Raw genomic sequence first — 16,821 nt, forward strand, 5'->3', positions numbered from 1 at the left:
TTATGGTCAATATATTTGATACAGGCAACACCGCATGGGTATTGTTATTTGAACATGCTATAATAGGGCTATGAAACATTATATACGTTCTTATTGGACAAAATATAAACAATTGTATAAGAAAGGCCTAAAAGGCATTGCTGCCTTTCTTGCCATTGGAGCGATTATAGTCTTTGTACTAGCAACCATTGCTAGTCGTGGAATGGGCGTTATTTTTAATGAGGTTATGGCTCGACAAACGATGATGCGCGGTACGGTTACTGTTGAAAGTTTATCTGCTACCCCATGGGGGACTCTGACTTTTACAGGCCTTGTTTGGAAGGACCCAGAAGGGCATGAGTTGCTCAATGCACCAAGTGGGAAAGTTCGCGTCAATATGTGGGATGTAGTGACACGTAACTTTAAATCCTCTGCTATCAAGGGCATTGAATTAGATGATGCGGTTATAGTTATTGATTTAGACGATAATAATCGGTTAGATTTCGCGCCCATATCTCCAGATGTAAATAAACCAATTAATGAGGTAGAGCCTCGTCCGAAAGCACCTAAAAAGACCACACAAGAACGGCAAGAGGAACTAGGTAAGAAAGTACGTAACTTTAATTGGCAAGGTCAACATTTAGATCTTAAGATTACAATTAGAAATAGTCAGTTAGAGGTCTTTAATAGAAATCGCCATTATGTGATAAAGAATGTAAACTCAAAAATTGATCTTGATAGTAAGCGAGCGATTCGTATCGATATGGAGACGGGCAAATTTGGTGGTACCGCCATAGGGGATGGTCTCGTATTAAAAGGTCGTGTAGATTTAAAGGATGTTTTAAAGCATCGCATGCCTCAACTGGATCTACAATTTGATGTGAAAGGGGTGGATCCATCATCACTAGGCTTTGGTGAGAATATTCATGATGCCATGACCTTGCTTACAAAGGTAACAGGTGATTTTAACCGTCCTTTTGCTAAAGGGCGTGTGACGATGCCTATTTTACGCATTCCTGCACTTACTTTTGAGAATGTAGTAGGCGATGTGACGTACCAAGATGGTATTTTGAATTTTGAAAACGTTAGTGCCAATGTATACAGCGGTAAATTGGAGGCTAAAGGTGTATATAATTTGGACACTCGAGCCTATACGATTACAGGCGTAGCAAAGGATTTAGATAGTAGTGTAGCTCTCAAGGCTCCTGAGTTTCTCGTGCCCGTATCGGCAAATTTGAACTTTAAAAGTGAAGGCCAACCTCGAGACATGGAGGTATGGGGGAACTTCTGGTCTGGTGAAGGGCACTATATGCTGATTCCAATTCAAAGTATTACGGGAAACTTTCACAATAAAGGGCGACATTTATCCTTTAGCGATGTGAAAGTACATACGAAAATCACCACTATCACTACGGATGCTCTGCGTATCGATGATGGACAGCTTACGATGGGGCCGCTTAATATTACGTCTCACGGAGGCAGTAATTTTATTCTGTATGATGAGTCATTTGACGAAATTGATGAAAATATGACTCGCATTAAAGATGATATGAAACAGGCCAGGGAAAATAGTAAGCGTGCCTCTGACTCTGCAAAAGGCATCGACAAATCTGGCCTTACAGCGCCGGACATAAAAGAATCCATGAAGGATCTGAAGCGGAGTATGGATTCGGCAAAAGATAGCTTAGATAATCTGTCAAAAAACAGTAAGCAATAAACTGTATTGAGCCGTAAAGGGGAAGAAGAACAATACAGTAACAATATAAAGTAACAAAAATAATAAACTAGCAAAAATTATAAAAAGAAGGCAATCCATCATGGTGATGAGTTGCCTTCTTTAAGTTATAAGGTGCTAAATTGTATGTAGCTATACGAAAGATTTTATTATCTGTTTAATCCGTTAGAGCGTACGTATTCGGTATTTTCTGTGTCTTTAGTATCTGTTTTGGTATTAGTTCGTTTTACCGTAATAAGAGGTTTCTTTTCTTTGGCTTCCGCTTCTTCGTATGGAATTACTTTATCCCCTTGATCCGGTAAAAATGTTTCGATACCATTTCGTTTGCCTTTTTGCGTGTTTGAATCAGTGGCCAACTGACTTTGTTGTGGAACGATATAGATTTCGTCTTTATTGATAGTTACATCATTTAACAAGAGTTTGAATGCGTTCGGACTTACATATAGAATTCCGTCTACCATACGTGCTGCAGGTAGCAAAGATTCGGATGTATCAAGGTTGATGATTTGCAGTTTACCCTTGCGCACGACTTGTTTAGAGTCTGGTTGTACCGCTAAGGTAGCAATATTCATATCGATTAATGCCGTTTTTGTAGGGGCATCCCAAGATACTTTATAACCTAATGCTTCTGATACTTGACGTAACGCTACGAGTGGTTGACCGTCAACATAGATAACATTTGGTTTATTATCTATGGGCTCTAATAATATGCCATCTACATTGATATAATGCTGTGTCGTTACTGATGCAGGTCTTTTTAAACTCTGTGTCGTTGTAGCTGTCTCCGTTCCGACTGCTGCCTGGGCAGGTTGCACCATTCCGCTTGTGAAAGCTAGCGCTCCAACGGCTATACCGGACAAAATCAGTTGTTTTAATTTCATGGTAACCTCCATTGTGTATAAAACGTAACGATAAATCATAATGGGTACTATAACATGGATATATGAATATTATATTATGAATTTTAATTTTATAAAACTGATAAAGGAGAAGGAGTAAATTTATCGATTTTATACCTAGGCTTGATTGTAAAATATATTTATACTTTACAACAAAACTTTAATTATGCTATTCTGAGGAAACATGATTAATAGTATTGGTGTTCATATGCAGGAAATGAGGACTGTGACTAACTCTCGTGTTCAAATTGATTTTAAATTTGATAAGTTAAGAATAGTATGATTTTCTGATAATTTATTTCTTACATCCTGAGAATAGTGTGAAGTTTAGGCTTGATAGTAGGAAACGTATATGTTCTGTTGGGCTTGTATTTAGTTAAATGGTTCAGATAAAAAACTTTAAGGGGTATCTATGAAGAGGATCGAGGTAATATGTAGTGAAAATAATAATGAAATTAAAACGTTATATCATTTTTATACTATTATGTATCGGGATATGTTTAATCTTAAATCCAGTAGAACGAATATATGTTTTTATCTTTGCGGAGCGCTATGCTACGGAATGCTTTGAAGGATTAAAGATTCAAATTTTAAATAATGGAAACGTAATTTATAAAGATAGTCTTTTTGATGAACCGCTTGTTATATTTGAAAAAGTATTATGCTATCGTGAAGATGATGATAAAATTATTTTTTGTAAATATAACTATTTGTTTAATGGAACATTCAACTATAAATATTTAGTCTATCACAAATTTGATTCATCATTTAGCACATATTATTCGGAGGGCCCTTATTTACATACTGATTATGGATTTAAGTTGAAGTATTCTGATGATCGTTATTATGATGATGATAATTATGCCATTACAGTTCCCAGTAAATGGGTTTTGCTAACGCCATGGCATTAGTATGAATTACAGTATTTAAATAGGCTCTATAATAAGTGTTGGAGGTCTTGCTGCTGGTCTTGCAGGTGCTTTTGTTATTGGTATTACTGGAGCAACACTTGGCGATTGCGTTAAAGATGAAATTAAATTTAATTTAAAAAAGGATGTAGATAAGTAATGTATCAAGATTTGATTATAATATTGGGGATTATATTTCTCGTATACAAACTTATTACACATGAAGGTAAGCTTAGTTTAGCTAGAATTATTGCAACGGTTTCTATTATTGTCGGTTGTGGATTAGTATTGCTGAGTAAACTGATATCTCCATTTGTTTTACTATTTTGGTGGCTAATTTGTCTCGGTATTTCTTTAATAGGAATGTATTTTGTGCCAAGTAGTGAGAATTATGATGAGGATAAAGCCCAAAAGCATCAAAAGCTATATAAAGGGGCTTTATACTCCTGGATATTTATGATAACTTTATATATTTTTCTATATATTTTGATTTATTATTAGCTATATCCTTGTTATTGAGGGTAGTGTCAATAATTTTGTGTAAATTATATTCTTTAATAAGAAACCATATTCATCAATATAAAGAAAAAATAGGTGCTGTTAATCCCACATATGGATTTATATATAACTATTATAGATCTGATGGAAGAGAAGTAATTGATATTATAATTAAAAGAACAAAAGAGTATAAAGCTGGTTCGTTTGATAAACCGAAGTTCTTGTCTTTTAATCATAGTGAAATACTAAAAAATTCTAATAATTCAGAATTTGTTTGGACTAAGGAGGCTTTAGGAAAGTCAGTTGCTCAAAATGTATTATCAGAGGTGGGAAATCAACCATGGGTTGGATATGTGCATTATGCAGAGAACGCATCAAAATTTACTCGAACTGTAGCGAAAGTTGGAGGGCCTGTTTTAATAGGTTACTTACTTTACGATATGCAAAATGATTACCAAATGTACAGTGGTCGAGAACTAGCTAAAGCTTGGGGCGCGGATTTACTTCCTGTAGTTTTCGGATTGGGTGGAGGTGTTGCTGGCAGTGCTGGTGGACCAGCAGGTTCTTTTGTCGTTGGTGTTACTTTGGCGACAACGGGAGACTATTATAAAGATAAGATTAAGTCTAATTTGAAAAAGGATGTAGTTAAGTAATGTCTCGAGATTTGATTATAATATTGGGGATTATATTTCTCATATACAAACTTATTACTCATAAAGGTAAGCTTACTTTAGCTAGAATTATTACATTTTTAGGCCTTGCAATGGGAAGCGGAATAGCTTTGCTTCATGAATTTGCCCCAGTATTTGTATTATTTTTTCTGACAATAGTTTGCATGGGAATTTCTTTGGTTGGGATGTATTTCATGCTTAAGAATGACGAGTTTGAAAGTGATAAAGTAGAGAAATATCAGTCCAATTTTAAAGTAGGCGTATATACTTGGTTATTTCTAGTCGCTTTATACATATATTTATATGTTTTAACCTATTATTAGATACTTTGATAATGTATATAGTAGGATTTTATTGATTAATATGTAACTCTAATATAAGGTATATAAACATAAAAAGGACGCTATAGTCTAATCTTCAGTAGTATATACAGAATGGTTTAGAACTATAGCGTCTTTTTATTTAATCGCTCATTTGAGGTCTGCGTGGATGTTACAGATAAGTCATAGAGCTGAAAGAGAGTTTATTTCATGCGAACATTAAAGCTGTTGGTGAAGCAATTTCAGGTAAATCAGTCAAATTAGTGGCTTCTAATGATGTATCTTTACAAGCGGCAACGAATACAAGTGAAAAGCTTGAAAATGCTAAGAGTAAAGGCTAGTCTGTTGGGGCTAATATTAGTGTTGCTGGTGGCGGTATACTTGGTTTTGATGCAAGTGCTAATGCTGCAAAACAAAAGGGTAATACAAAGGTAACAACACATACTGGTACTACTGTTGTAGGTACGGATGCTGTTAATATTACATCAGGAAAGGATACCTATATCAGTGGCTCCAAGGTAATTGGTAAATCTGTAACAACCGACGTAGGTGGAAATCTTTCTATTGAAAGCTTACAAGATACAAAGACATATGTAGGTGAAAGCTCTAATAAAGGGTTTAGTATATCTACAAATGCGGGTTCTCTAAGTAATGTATCTATGAGCTCAAGCAAAGGTAAAATGAAAAGTGATTATGCAAGTGTTACTGATCAAGCGGGGATATATGCAGGTGATGGTGGCTTTGTAATTTTAAGAACCTTAGTAAAGCAGGAAAAGATGCTGTGTGGAACACATTAGGCACATTACCTAATCTGTTACCAGACTCTAGCAAATCTACTTCTACTACTACAAAATCTGCTATTTCAAATGGTACAATAGAAGTACGAGATGCTGGCTTTAATATGCAAACACTGTCTCGAGATACAAAAGATAGCTTGAATAAGCTTGATGAAATCTTTGATAAAAAGAAAATTGAAGAACGTCAAGAATTATCTAAGTTATTTGCAAAAGAAGCCTTTGAACAATTACATAATTGGAATCCAATCTCTAAAGAAGGTAAAGCCGCAAAAGCAATAGCCCATGGTGTAGTCGCTGAAGTATCTGCTCGTATGGCAGGGAATAAACCGGGTAGTGGGTTTTATGCTGGAGCTACCAATGAAGCATTAATTGGAGAGATTCAAAAAATTGCAAAAGAAAAACCTGATGTAGCTCAAACATTAAGTGCTTTATTAGGTGCTGCTGTAAATGGTAGCTTAGGCTATTCCCCTGTGACAGGTGCAGCTGAAGCACAATATGGGACTAAATGGAATCAATATTTAACAACAAATCCAGATACAATATATTTGGCAAAAAAATATTTAAAGAAAAAGAATGGAGAAAGTTTAAGTGAGCGTGAAGTAATATTCCTTTTGGAGAATTTAAGGAGTATAGCTGAAAAAGATAGTGATAAAGCCAAATCTTGGGAGATAATGTCAGAATCATATTGGGATTTATCTCATTGGGAGGATTTTCTTATTTCATATGGCAATTTATCCTATCAAAGTATCTCTGACTTTGAACATCATTATAGTTTATTGAAGGATGAACAAATTAGATTACAAAAAGAGTTAGTCAAACAAGGGTATGTGTTTACTGATGTTGTACCGGTTAAAGCTATTTATGTTGATGAAGATAGGAGAGCCTTGGATGAAGCAATAAGATTAGAGAAGGAAAAGGATATTGATATTAATAAAGAAAGAGATGTTAATAAACGTCAGAATATAATTTACTACACAGCAAAGGAAGCCGGGATGGCTTTTGAACGTAATGTACTTAAATCTAAATATCCTGTGTTAACAGTTTTTTTTGAAAAAATGAGAACTGGGAATGGTAGTATGGAAAAGTATAACTCGAAAAGTATTTTAGCAAAAACAATTGCGCAGTCAAATGGCATTAAAGATATTTTAGTTTCTTTGCGTGATGAGGATTTTGATAAGGATACAAATAGTGTTTTAAAACGTATTGATATTAATTTTGCTAAGACTGAAAAGGGTGGCGCCTGGTCTGATTTAGGGGCATCGGTAGGAAGAATGGCTGCTAGATTAAAAGTTATAAAGCATGGTGATTATTATGATGTCAAACTTTTAGGTTTCGATAGATCTAATTATGAATATAAAGAGGATGCTAGTGATATAAAAGATAAGTGGATTAGATGGGCCAATAATTTCTTTTATGATTTACAACAACAAGGTTTAATTACTCCGTTTTCTTTTGAGGTAACTTCTAATTTTTACTTCAATAAGTCTAATGGAAAGGTATATACTAAATGATAGTACTAAAATCTTTACTGAAAAGGATGGGTTATTTTGTAATTATATTTATTAGTATTGTAGCTATATATATAATTACCTATGTTGCTTCTACAACAACCTTTTTAGCTACCTCTAATTATGACTCTTCTCTTGGTAGGGAGGCTGGGTATCTTAATGATATGGATTATGATTTGTATGTTCCAGGAGAAATACTGACTGTTGAAGTTTATAATGATTATGAGATTGCATGTTTAACGTCTTTTGGTGCTATTTTTGTAAATGGTAATGAGGGGAGTATTCACTATCTTATTGAAGTCGATGATAGAGCCTCACTTTTAAAAGAAATTGCTTCTTATAAAGATAAAGCTAAGAAACGACAGGTTGTAGTGTATGATAGCAGTCAATCGTTAAGTGATAAAGAGAAAAAGCTCTATCAAAAGTTAATTGATAGAATTGATAAACGATTACCTACTTATGTTGACGTAAATCGAGAACCAAAATGGCTTCAAGTTCTAAGAAATATAACAGGTAATGATAAAAGCTTAATATAGTTGTTTCAATAAATCTAAAAAGGACGCTATAGTCTAATCTTCAGTCGTTATACTGATTGATTTAGAACTATAGCGTCCTTTTTTATTCCGTTCATTTGAGGTATGAGAGGATGTTACAGATATGTTATAAAGATGAGAGAGATTTTATTTCATGCGAACTGCTTCACCGAATTCGTCTTCGGTCATGAGTTTTTCTTCCAATATGATTTCTTTAATAGAGCAACCGCGTTTGTATGGTTCTTTTACTATCTTAGTACTCTTATCATAACCGATGTATGGTGTTAAGGATGTGGCAATCATGATGGATTGTTCTAATTTTTATTATATAAACTTATATAAATTTTGTGATATATTAGAATTAAAATTTTAGTTGTGTTGTAAACGAGTAGTTTTAATGATAGGAATACTCATATGTTATTTTTAAAAATTTATAATTATTTTGTGAGGGGCGTTGTACTTTTCTTTCTTATAATTATCCCTTTTACTATTGTTACAAATCCTGAAATGATCGAGGATGAAGTCGATTTTCATTTTTTTGTTACTCTATATATTGTAATCCTTTTGAGCTATGTGGTATGGACCTATATTTATAACTATTTAAGACGTAAAAGAGGTTAGCATTTGTGCATATTCATTTACCATTAGTTTTCGTAGTCATCTTTTACTCGGCAATTGTTCTCTATTGGATCATATATAAGATACTCTTAAGAAAAAAACTTTCACCATTACTAGTATCTTTAATTGCTAATTCTAATTATAGTTTTATTAAATTTATCTCTTGGGCGATAATTATTACATACCCATTCATGCTTTTTAGCATGTTTTATTTCTTAGATTACATAGCCGTGCCAATTGTTATGGCTTGGTTTTTACAACCTGTTTTAGTTGCAGCTACACTATTCAGGCAGTCATCACACAGTCGTTATTATGATTGGGCTAGAAAAAAACAGATGTATGTAGTGTGGATTGTATTCTTTTATTTATTAGCGGTTCTAGGTGTATTGAAATTTTATGATTTTTTGTAGCGTTTAAGTTGTAAAGAAAAAGTATATTCCCTTTATTGAGAATCAAGGGAGAAGTAGGAATGCCTGCTAACAATAAAAATTTTTTAAAAGCTATATTTTCATAAAGGTGTAGATGCTCACTTAGAAGTATTTGATAAAAATGGAAATCATTTAGGAGAAGCAGATCCTATAACTGGAGTGATTAGGGAGGGATCTCAAGACCGTAGCAAAAAACTTAGAAAGGATTTAAGGTAATGATTATGAAACCTATTAAGTCTTTATATAGTAGATATAACCAAAATGATATTTGTATGTTAGAACGAATAGGACCATATAGCATAATAAATAATAACCATCAAGGGATTATTGTATTGGACTCCTCATGGAATGAAGTGAAAAAAATTAAGGTAGATGAAAATCTATTTTTCCCTGAAGCCAGATATATAGATTACGTCAATAATAGGATACTTTTTAAGTTAGAAGCATTTCTGTGCTTAATTGATATTGAGAGTAGTTGGGTTAAACTAATAGAGCTTCCTAGTGATTTGCAAGATTTATGTTTTTCAGACTTACATTGTTTTGGCAAAGACTATATTATGATAGGTACGAGTAAGAATGTAGTATCTTTGGATTTAATTGACTTTAAAGTTACAGTGCTAGATCTTGATTCTGTTAATGAATATCCATTTAATGAGTATCGAAATAGATATAATGGAATAGTGACGTATTTTAGAAATCATAAATTAATTTGTCATGACTCTAAAAATATAATAATTGTAGATGGTACACGTGTTATTGAAATTCCAGATGTAGTTTCTATCAAATACTATCAACTAATGGCCTCTAATAGATATTTGTTAGCAATTGGTGAAAAACAGCTACAGCTTATTAATATAGAGAATGCTAGGGAAAGTAAATTAATCTCTTTTTCATTTCCATGTTATTGTGTTGGTGCAGATATATTGGAGGAACAGGATACAATCCATCTCTCTCTTTTATTACATAATGATTGGGAAGAGATTATGCGTGTGGAAGAATATGCTTTTACCTTTGATGAATTACATGAGGATGTTGTGCTATAAGTAATTCTTTATATGCTATAATTAAGTGTTACATGAATTATTTAATATATCTTAATTATAGAGTTATAGAGATTATAGAAAGAGGTTCTTTATGGCATCCGGCAGATCTGAAAAAGAGTTACAAGGGGTAACGATGTTAGGTCACAAGACCGATTATCCTACTGATTATGCACCACAGGTGTTAGAGGCGTTTGATAACAAGCACCCAGAGAATGATTACTTCGTTAAGTTTAATTGCCCTGAGTTTACTAGCTTGTGTCCTATGACAGGTCAACCAGACTTTGCCACAATCTATATTTCTTATGTTCCAGATAAGAAAATGGTAGAGTCCAAGTCTTTGAAGTTATATCTATTTAGTTTCCGCAATCACGGGGACTTTCACGAGGACTGCATCAACATTATCATGAAAGATCTTGTGAAGTTGATGGATCCTAAATATATCGAGGTTTGGGGTAAGTTCACGCCGCGCGGTGGTTTGTCCATCGATCCATACGCAAATTACGGCAAGCCTGGTACTGAGTGGGAAAAGACGGCAAAAGAGCGCCTTCATTTCCACGACATGCAGCCTGAGCGCGTAGCATACCGTTAATATGGCATACGAATATTTAACAATGGTCGCATCCTTTATTACTTGTTTTATGATGGGTGTGACCTTGTCTTTACAACCTGCATCAATAATCGTAGGGACTCACACTCATTTAAGAGAACAAAGTAAATGGACTCGTTGGAACGGATATATCATGTTTGTGTTGCTTTTATTTGTGTTAGATATGCTCGTAACGAATGGTATATATATTGCGTTTCACGATGTGTATGGTAATCTTTTTAACATTGGCTATCTTGATTTCGACCCGATGGGCATATTCTTTAGTGAAAGCTTTCAAATAGGCGTTATTCTAGTCTTTTCGCTTGTGGTATTTCAAGTGTTAGGACTCGTTGATTTAGCCCATGGAGAACGGGATTTATCCTTTTATTATGACCAAGTAGATGTGGGTAAACATAAGCCTTCTTGGATGGAGCAGTACATGGGGAGTCAAAGAGGCTCTCTTGGAGTGCGCTTGGTGGGCTTGCTCTATATGCTGAGAATGACGATAAAAACAATGTGGACTTATATCGTGTGCCTAGTGTGGTTTAAAATCCTAGCTATACTTGTAAATGTACTAGTGTCTCCGAGTATTAACCGAATTATGCATGCTGATAATGAATTGACGACCCTAATCATTTTCGACCCATATATTATCACCTATGTAGTTGCTGGTTTCTTATGGGGTCATGTAGCGTTACATCATGATATAACTAAAGTATCGCACTTAGCTAGTAGCATGGCTATATCTCTTATCCCTCGTCTTACAGTCTTGGTAGGAGCAATTTTCTTTATTGGATTGGCCCTCATCATTATAATGGTACCCATCACATGGGATGGGGTACTTGACGCACTTACAAAAAAATAGATAAAGCTAGTTATTTCCTGTATTTTTAGGGTTTTAAAAGTCGTTCTCATTCTCTTGACAATGAAATGATTCAAATGTTAGAGTATGGTTGTATTAATTGGAATACATAAACGGTTATACCCCGTATATGGTGAATAACAAGGTGCAATATAATATCGTCCTTGGGATGTTCCTAAGGACGATTTTTATCATCTATCGCTAGAGGGAGGATTAGATGAGTATAGTAACAAACCAAACAACTGAACTTATTGGTAAAACACCGATATATCAACTGCCAAATACCAATATTTATGTAAAACTTGAAAAATATAATGTAGGTGGTTCTGTAAAAGACCGTGCCGTTCTCGGTATGTTACAGGCTGCAAAAGAGCAAGGTCGCATCCATGAGGATAGCATCATTGTAGAAGCCACAAGTGGTAATACGGGAATCGCTCTTGCCATGGTAGGCGCTATTTTACATATTAAAACAGTGATTATCATGCCTGAAAGTATGAGTAAAGAACGTCGTGAGCTTATTAAGGCGTATGGGGCGCAGCTCATCTTAACACCAAAAGAAACAGGTATGAAGGGGGCTCTTGAGCGGACCAATGAAATTTTAGAGAAGTATCCAAATGCTTTCACCTTGGGTCAATTCGTAAACCCTGCAAACCCAGATATGCATTACCGCACGACGGGTACTGAAATTGTAGAACAAGTGCCGAATGTCGATGTATTTGTAGCAGGTATCGGTACAGGTGGTACTTTCACAGGCGTTACAAGACGATTGAAAGAACATAATCCTAATCTAAAAGCCATTGCTGTAGAGCCAACGGGATCTCCTGCTATTACCGAAGGTAAGGGCGGTCCTCACAAAATTCAAGGGATTGGGGCTGGGTTTATTCCTGAAAACTTCGACCAAACATTGATGGATGGCGTGCAAACTGTAAGTGACGAAGAAGCTTTTAGCGAGGTGCAAACCTTTATGCGTGAAAGTGGTATCTCTATTGGCCTTTCCGCGGGGGCGGCCATTGTAGCGGCAAAACGCATGGCTCGTGAATTACCTAAGGCGAACATCGTTGTTATTGCACCTGATGGAGTAGAGAAATATTTATCCCTCTTGGACTTCGGCAATAATGAATACGTTAAATAATAGATTTTAGATAGATAAAATACGAGATTTTGAATGATAAAAGAATAGGTTCTATATAGATATAGCCTTATATATAGGAATATAGACCCAATATGTTGTATACTAGATATATCTATATTTCTGTAGAATGTAAGTAGAGTTATTTGAGATGGAGTCACTATGATGCAAGGTTTGCGCGAATTATGGGGCAAAATTCAATATAATATTAAGCGTGTAATGGATTCTGACCCAGCTGCCACAAGTGTATGGATGGTTATATGGACATATCCGCATATTACGGCTTTGTTCTGGCATTTCTTTGCCCACCGTCTATATAAGGCGGGGTGGCCCATCTTGGCTCGTCGTGTGGCTCTCCATTCTCGTCATGTAACGGGCATTGAAATTCATCCAGGTGCGACGATTGGTCGCGGTCTCTTTATCGATCACGGTATGGGGGTTGTTATTGGTGAAACGGCTATTGTAGGTGATAATGTAACCTTGTTCCATCAAGTAACACTAGGTGGGATGTCTTCTAAAAAGGTAAAGCGTCATCCGACCATTGAAGATGATGTACTGATCGGTACGGGTACAAAAATCTTAGGGGATATTACGATTGGGGCGCGCACGAAGATCGGTTGTAATCTCGTTATTAAACATGATATTCCTAAGGATATGGTAATCTTTGAAACAGATCCAGAAAATATGTATGTCCGTAAACCTAGTCGCAATGCAACTGCTGCACAAGCAGAGGCGAAGAAAATTCCTGATAATTACATAGAATATTATATTTAATATAAAAGCGTATTTAATATATAATCATTTTTAATATAGAGTCATATTGAATATAGAATCATACAAGCCTCTAACTATTAGATTAACTAGTAGTTAGAGGTTTTTTATGATTCGTAGAAATATGATTCTGTGAATTATTGGATTTAGATTTGGTATGGATTGTATTGTATTGGATTGGGGATATGTTTGATTTAGTATGGTTATGATGTTTTCATTAAACTTTTATACAAAAATATCTATTCATATATTGACATGGAAAATCATTATTGGTAAAATATAAACATAATCAATATTGATTATAAATTAAATAAACGAATTGATGGCGTAGAAGCCAACTGTGTTTGTTCTGCTTTTAGAATAAACTATAATTGAGAATTAAGTGAAAAAAGGAGTTTTATTATGAAAAACGTACAACAAGTAAATCAATATTTAGCAGATCTTTCCGTATGGAATGTGAAATTACATAACCTACACTTCAATGTAACTGGTCCGCAATTCAAATCTATTCATGAATACTTGGAATCTATTTATGATGAAGCTTTTGAATACTTTGATGCCGTAGCAGAACATGTGAAAATGCAAGGTCAATTTCCATTGGTAAATTCTGCAGAATACGCAAAATTGACTAAAATCGAAGAATTGGGACAAGAAGACATCCCTCAAGCAAAGGTAATTGATATCCTTCTTAAAGATTTTAAATACATGAATGATCAAGCTGTAGCAATTCGTGCAGCCGCTGATGAAGAAGGTGATTTCTTGCTCGTAAGCATGATGGAAGATCACGTTGCATACTATGTAAAACAAATCTGGTTCATCGAATCTATGCTGAAATAAGACGATTGACAATGCCTTATTGGGTATGATATGATTACCCAGTAAAGCATGGAGGATTACTCAAGAGGCTGAAGAGGACGGTTTGCTAAATCGTTAGGGCGGGTTACCGTCGCTAGGGTTCGAATCCCTAATCCTCCGCCATGTAAAGACCTCACATCACTCGATGTGGGGTCTTTTTGTATAATATAGTGATTTATTATATTATTTATATAGGCCTAGTTTGTGAGGATTCGAGTGAGTCCAAGGCCTTATTAGCATTGAATGACACAGGTGTGTAAGGGTATAGAGTTGACGTATGTCTAGGGGTTTCATATAATAGATTGTATAAAATGTAATTTTAAGGAGACTCTTATGAATACAAAACATACACGTCAAATGAATCGTATCCGTCGAGCGTTAGGCATTAGTGCATTATGCCTTGTTGCGTCTGTTGGGTTTAGTCATGCTGAAAGTATTGCCATCCCAAGTGCACGTCCTATGGTGGATGGCGTAAGTGCTGATGTAGAGACTGTTAGTAGTTCTAGTAAAGGACAACAGCATGTGAACTCAGATGTTATTACGCCTAATGATTGGACATATACAGCATTACAAAGGCTCATAAAACATGGTGCTATTACAGATACTCACGGATTTACTTTTGATGGTGCTAGCTACACAAAGGATGAGCTTATGCCGCTTATCGATGAGGTAGTCACAAAACGTGAGCAAATGAACGACAATGATCGAGAGTATGCATTGCGTATTTACCAAGAAAATATGCGTGATGTAATGGATTACCGTATTGCTCGCGATAAAAAAGCTACTGACGAGCGCCGTCAAAAACTAGATGAAAAGCGTGCTGAAAGGGCTAAAAAATCTGGTAAGACCTATCAAATATCCAAGGATCAACAAGAAGCCCTTGATAAAGCTGGCGATGAAGTAGCAAAACCGGAAGAACGCGCTTTAACAGATGAACAAATCAAAGAAAAAATGAAGAAATTCAAAATTGATGATTCTCGCGTTAAGGTAAATAATGAAGTGCGTATTCGTTATGCGGACTCCAAGGATAAAAAGTCCAAAACAGATGCTCGTATGCAGACGGAGATGACGTTCACTCTATAACTCTTAGTAAGGGGTTATAATGATTGATTTTTTAAAGAAACAATTGTTTACTGTCCATCAAAACGGTAAGCAGCAGGTAAGTGAGGTCTTTAAATATATAGGACCTGGTATAATCGTAACCGTTGGATTTATCGATCCGGGCAACTGGGCCGCCAACTTGGCAGCTGGTGCTAGTTACGGTTACGAATTATTGTGGGTAGTCACACTATCTACGATTATGCTCATTTTATTACAGCATAATGTGGCGCATTTAGGCATTGTACGCGGTCAATGCTTGTCGGAATGTGCTTATGAGTTTTTACCGCGTTATGCATCTCGCTTTGTGCTTAGCACGGCAGGAATTGCGGCAGCAGCGACGGCCTTGGCTGAGTTTATTGGTGCCGCTATCGCCTTGAAGATGCTCTTTGGTATTCCTATCTTGATAGGCAGCATTTTGACGGCTCTTATCTGTACGGTTATGCTCATTACGAACTCCTATCGTAAATTAGAGCGAATCATTGCTGGCTTTGTATCCCTTATCGCATTGGCGTACCTTGTTGAGGTAAATATGGTCAATGTGGATTGGGCAGCGGCTGGTATCGGTTGGGTGGATCCTAATATTCCTAATACATCGATGCTCGTTATTTTGAGTATATTAGGGGCCGTAATTATGCCTCACAACTTGTTTTTGCACTCTGAAATCATCCAAAGTCGCCAGTTCAATACACAAGATCCAGCGATTATGAAACGGCAGTTACGCTATGAATTCCTCGATACTTTGTTATCTATGGGGATTGGGTGGATGATTAACTCTGCCATGATTATATTGGCGGCGGCTGTCTTCTTTGCTCATGGAATTGAAGTAACAGAGCTTGAACAGGCTGAGGAGTTGTTGCGACCACTCATTGGACCCGCAGCGGGTATTATTTTTGCGATAGCATTGTTATTTGCAGGTTTTGCCTCATCTGCTACGGCAGGTATGGCGGGGGCAAGTATCTTTGCAGGAATGTTTGGCGAGTCTTACGATATGAAAGACTTCCATACGCGATTAGGCTTGGCACTAACATATGTTCCAGCCTTATTATTGATCGTGTTTATTACAGATTCCTTCCAAGCATTATTGTTCTCTCAAATGTTCTTGAGCTTGCAATTACCTATCACCATCTTCTTGCAACTTTACATGACAAGTAGCCGCAAGGTCATGGGAGAATACGCGAACCGTAAATTTACAAATATTCTTTTATGGGGCATAGGTATCATCGTTACGATTATGAATATTTACTTATTGATTGTAGGCTAAGAGCATATTCTTTGTTAGTTACCAAAAGGTTTCTTATAAAGTCAACATTAGAATTCAACATTAGAATACAGAATTAGAATACAACATTAGAATACAAGATTAGAGTACAACATTAGAATGCAAAGGACCGCTATGGCGGTCCTTTTGTCATGTTGCTAACGTATCTATTATGTAAAACGCGTATCTTTGAACACTCAAGAGGGGTATAAAATATGGTACAATTAAGAATAGTATAATATAAGAATCATATTTTTAAGGATAATATAATATCTGTTGGGAGTATTCCTTAGCAGTGTGATATATGGAAAATTAGGAGGCC

General features: G+C 35.6%; 15 protein-coding genes, 1 tRNA gene and 2 pseudogenes. 16 read left to right on the plus strand and 2 right to left on the minus strand.

Features of this window, described 5'->3' with window-relative positions; genetic code table 11:
* Positions 1-70: 70 nt before the first annotated feature.
* A complete protein-coding gene (locus E6X37_RS04565; RefSeq protein ID WP_316689593.1) occupies positions 71-1,696 on the plus strand; it encodes an AsmA family protein in 1,626 nt (541 codons plus the stop codon).
* Between the two features lie 167 nt (positions 1,697-1,863).
* Here E6X37_RS04565 and E6X37_RS04570 read toward each other — a convergent pair whose 3' ends face one another.
* Positions 1,864-2,595, minus strand: a complete 732-nt coding sequence (locus tag E6X37_RS04570; RefSeq protein WP_004697745.1) for a copper amine oxidase N-terminal domain-containing protein — start codon at positions 2,593-2,595, stop codon at positions 1,864-1,866.
* A gap of 467 nt (positions 2,596-3,062) precedes the next feature.
* On the opposite strand from E6X37_RS04570, the gene E6X37_RS04575 reads away from it, so the two are divergent.
* From E6X37_RS04575 to E6X37_RS04605, 6 genes and pseudogenes are all read left to right on the plus strand, one after another.
* Positions 3,063-3,524, plus strand: a complete 462-nt coding sequence (locus E6X37_RS04575; protein ID WP_060919281.1) for a hypothetical protein — start codon at positions 3,063-3,065, stop codon at positions 3,522-3,524.
* Between the two features lie 156 nt (positions 3,525-3,680).
* Positions 3,681-4,022 (plus strand): hypothetical protein, encoded by a 342-nt coding sequence (locus E6X37_RS04580; RefSeq protein WP_060919282.1) that lies wholly within the window; start codon positions 3,681-3,683, stop codon positions 4,020-4,022.
* A gap of 23 nt (positions 4,023-4,045) precedes the next feature.
* Entirely contained in the window at positions 4,046-4,672 is a 627-nt protein-coding gene (locus tag E6X37_RS04585) for a hypothetical protein (RefSeq protein WP_060919283.1), read from the plus strand.
* Positions 4,672-5,013 carry a hypothetical protein gene (locus tag E6X37_RS04590; RefSeq protein WP_060919284.1) on the plus strand — a complete coding sequence of 114 codons (342 nt, stop codon included), beginning with the start codon at positions 4,672-4,674 and terminating at the stop codon, positions 5,011-5,013. Before E6X37_RS04585 ends, E6X37_RS04590 begins: the two co-directional genes overlap by 1 nt.
* 212 nt (positions 5,014-5,225) lie before the next feature.
* A pseudogene (locus E6X37_RS10390) lies at positions 5,226-6,319 on the plus strand (hemagglutinin repeat-containing protein); the annotation flags it as partial.
* 995 nt (positions 6,320-7,314) lie between these two features.
* A complete protein-coding gene (locus E6X37_RS04605; protein ID WP_060919286.1) occupies positions 7,315-7,851 on the plus strand; it encodes a hypothetical protein in 537 nt (178 codons plus the stop codon).
* A gap of 144 nt (positions 7,852-7,995) precedes the next feature.
* Here the strand turns inward: E6X37_RS04605 and E6X37_RS04610 are convergent.
* Positions 7,996-8,166 (minus strand): annotated as a pseudogene (locus tag E6X37_RS04610) (class II fumarate hydratase); the annotation flags it as partial.
* A 949-nt stretch (positions 8,167-9,115) separates the two neighbouring features.
* On the opposite strand from E6X37_RS04610, the gene E6X37_RS04615 reads away from it, so the two are divergent.
* The 9 genes from E6X37_RS04615 to E6X37_RS04655 all read left to right on the plus strand — a co-directional run bounded on the left by E6X37_RS04615 (position 9,116) and on the right by E6X37_RS04655 (position 16,502).
* Positions 9,116-9,937 carry a hypothetical protein gene (locus tag E6X37_RS04615; protein WP_133300042.1) on the plus strand — a complete coding sequence of 274 codons (822 nt, stop codon included), beginning with the start codon at positions 9,116-9,118 and terminating at the stop codon, positions 9,935-9,937.
* A gap of 91 nt (positions 9,938-10,028) precedes the next feature.
* Complete coding sequence (gene queF, locus E6X37_RS04620) at positions 10,029-10,526, plus strand: preQ(1) synthase (protein WP_060919289.1); 498 nt, start codon at positions 10,029-10,031, stop codon at positions 10,524-10,526.
* 1 nt (position 10,527) lies between these two features.
* Complete coding sequence (locus tag E6X37_RS04625) at positions 10,528-11,388, plus strand: hypothetical protein (protein ID WP_316689599.1); 861 nt, start codon at positions 10,528-10,530, stop codon at positions 11,386-11,388.
* Positions 11,389-11,602: 214 nt separating this feature from the next.
* The gene (gene cysK, locus E6X37_RS04630; RefSeq protein WP_316101917.1) at positions 11,603-12,517 is read left to right on the plus strand and encodes a cysteine synthase A; all 915 of its coding nucleotides are present in this window, start codon (positions 11,603-11,605) and stop codon (positions 12,515-12,517) included.
* A gap of 159 nt (positions 12,518-12,676) precedes the next feature.
* Positions 12,677-13,288 carry a serine O-acetyltransferase EpsC gene (gene epsC, locus E6X37_RS04635; RefSeq protein WP_316101918.1) on the plus strand — a complete coding sequence of 204 codons (612 nt, stop codon included), beginning with the start codon at positions 12,677-12,679 and terminating at the stop codon, positions 13,286-13,288.
* A gap of 399 nt (positions 13,289-13,687) precedes the next feature.
* Positions 13,688-14,122, plus strand: coding sequence for a Dps family protein (locus tag E6X37_RS04640; RefSeq protein WP_004697769.1), 435 nt, complete (start codon positions 13,688-13,690; stop codon positions 14,120-14,122).
* A gap of 50 nt (positions 14,123-14,172) precedes the next feature.
* Positions 14,173-14,263 (plus strand) — tRNA-Ser (locus E6X37_RS04645).
* A 210-nt stretch (positions 14,264-14,473) separates the two neighbouring features.
* Positions 14,474-15,223, plus strand: a complete 750-nt coding sequence (locus E6X37_RS04650; RefSeq protein ID WP_316101919.1) for a hypothetical protein — start codon at positions 14,474-14,476, stop codon at positions 15,221-15,223.
* Between the two features lie 19 nt (positions 15,224-15,242).
* On the plus strand, positions 15,243-16,502 hold the full coding sequence (locus E6X37_RS04655) for an Nramp family divalent metal transporter (protein WP_105086847.1): 1,260 nt from the start codon (positions 15,243-15,245) through the stop codon (positions 16,500-16,502).
* Positions 16,503-16,821 lie beyond the last annotated feature (319 nt).

The organism is Veillonella parvula (assembly GCF_032550495.1).
Lineage (GTDB): Bacteria > Bacillota > Negativicutes > Veillonellales > Veillonellaceae > Veillonella > Veillonella parvula_G.

Bases quoted from the DNA above. Each gene is read 5' to 3' on its own strand.
- E6X37_RS04580 (WP_060919282.1), top strand. From the start codon at position 3,681: ATGTATCAAGATTTGATTATAATATTGGGGATTATATTTCTCGTATAC.
- epsC (WP_316101918.1), top strand. From the start codon at position 12,677: ATGATGCAAGGTTTGCGCGAATTATGGGGCAAAATTCAATATAATATT.
- E6X37_RS04575 (WP_060919281.1), top strand. From the start codon at position 3,063: ATGAAATTAAAACGTTATATCATTTTTATACTATTATGTATCGGGATA.
- queF (WP_060919289.1), top strand. From the start codon at position 10,029: ATGGCATCCGGCAGATCTGAAAAAGAGTTACAAGGGGTAACGATGTTA.
- E6X37_RS04650 (WP_316101919.1), top strand. From the start codon at position 14,474: ATGAATACAAAACATACACGTCAAATGAATCGTATCCGTCGAGCGTTA.
- E6X37_RS04570 (WP_004697745.1), bottom strand. From the start codon at position 2,595: ATGAAATTAAAACAACTGATTTTGTCCGGTATAGCCGTTGGAGCGCTA.
- E6X37_RS04640 (WP_004697769.1), top strand. From the start codon at position 13,688: ATGAAAAACGTACAACAAGTAAATCAATATTTAGCAGATCTTTCCGTA.
- cysK (WP_316101917.1), top strand. From the start codon at position 11,603: ATGAGTATAGTAACAAACCAAACAACTGAACTTATTGGTAAAACACCG.
- E6X37_RS04625 (WP_316689599.1), top strand. From the start codon at position 10,528: ATGGCATACGAATATTTAACAATGGTCGCATCCTTTATTACTTGTTTT.
- E6X37_RS04655 (WP_105086847.1), top strand. From the start codon at position 15,243: ATGATTGATTTTTTAAAGAAACAATTGTTTACTGTCCATCAAAACGGT.
- E6X37_RS04590 (WP_060919284.1), top strand. From the start codon at position 4,672: ATGTCTCGAGATTTGATTATAATATTGGGGATTATATTTCTCATATAC.
- E6X37_RS04565 (WP_316689593.1), top strand. From the start codon at position 71: ATGAAACATTATATACGTTCTTATTGGACAAAATATAAACAATTGTAT.
- E6X37_RS04615 (WP_133300042.1), top strand. From the start codon at position 9,116: ATGAAACCTATTAAGTCTTTATATAGTAGATATAACCAAAATGATATT.
- E6X37_RS04605 (WP_060919286.1), top strand. From the start codon at position 7,315: ATGATAGTACTAAAATCTTTACTGAAAAGGATGGGTTATTTTGTAATT.